The sequence below is a fragment of the Aeromonas aquatica genome, from assembly GCF_000764655.1.
Classification (GTDB): Bacteria; Pseudomonadota; Gammaproteobacteria; order Enterobacterales; family Aeromonadaceae; genus Aeromonas; species Aeromonas aquatica.
The window spans coordinates 1-831 of sequence record NZ_JRGL01000042.1; the positions used below are offsets into that span (position 1 = coordinate 1).

The 831-nt window shown below is 55.7% G+C and carries 1 protein-coding gene and 1 pseudogene; one reads left to right on the forward strand and one right to left on the reverse strand.

Translation table 11 applies throughout. From position 1 onward, the window contains the following. Positions 1–144 precede the first annotated feature (144 nt). On the reverse strand, positions 145–477 hold the full coding sequence (locus LG30_RS0107490; protein ID WP_033130088.1) for a cupin domain-containing protein: 333 nt from the start codon (positions 475–477) through the stop codon (positions 145–147). A gap of 201 nt (positions 478–678) precedes the next feature. Here LG30_RS0107490 and LG30_RS21955 point away from each other — a divergent pair. Then, positions 679–831 (forward strand): annotated as a pseudogene (locus LG30_RS21955) (permease); the annotation flags it as partial.

Here is an 831-nt window from a genome sequence, read left to right on the forward strand (position 1 = left end):
AGTCCCGTCCGCTCCGCCACTAATTTGAAAGGCCTTCCCTCACGGGAAGGCCTTTTTGCTATGCATATTCAGCATCTGAGTCCAAGAAGCCCAATCTGTCGATTGGGCTTCTTTCGTTATGCTTTGCCACTACGTGGGATTCCCCTAGTAGTAGATGCATAGCCAGACTGTGGTCTCGGTAGGGTGGGTCCACTCCACCCTGTGCTGAAGGTGCGCCGGGATGTTGATGTAGTCCCCGGGTCCAAGGTGAACGCGCTCCTGGAGCCCGGTATCCGGTGTGATGAAGACCAGAATGGCTTCGCCTTGTATCAGCGCTACCCACTCGTGTTCATCCTGATCGAACCATTCCCCCGTGGGGGTCTGTTGTCCCTGGGAGAGGATACGCTCGATGCGAAAGTGATTGGTGCTGACCAGGTCGGTGAACACCTCATTGGGCAGGGGGGAGGGGATCTGGCCAAGCAGGTTGCCTGTATGCATGGGCTTGTCTCCGGCTGATGGGGGCTAGCTAAGAGTGTAGAAGCTGAAGGGGAGCTTCCCATGGGGAAGTTGAGGCCTCCAATGAGGCTTTAAATGGAAAAGTTCGGGAAAATGGTGGCTGATCCGCTGCAATCTCGCCAAATTCTTGCTATTTTGCGCGCCATTACGCAAACGATTTCCTTCACACATTCAGGATGAGTTATGGCAACGCAAGAAATGACGGCCCGCACCGGCAATAGCGGGTTTCTGGACTCCTATTTCTCCATCACCCAGCGTGGCAGCAGCGTGCGCCAGGAACTGTTGGCCGGGCTGACCACCTTCCTGGCCATGGTGTACAGCGTCATAGTGGTGCCC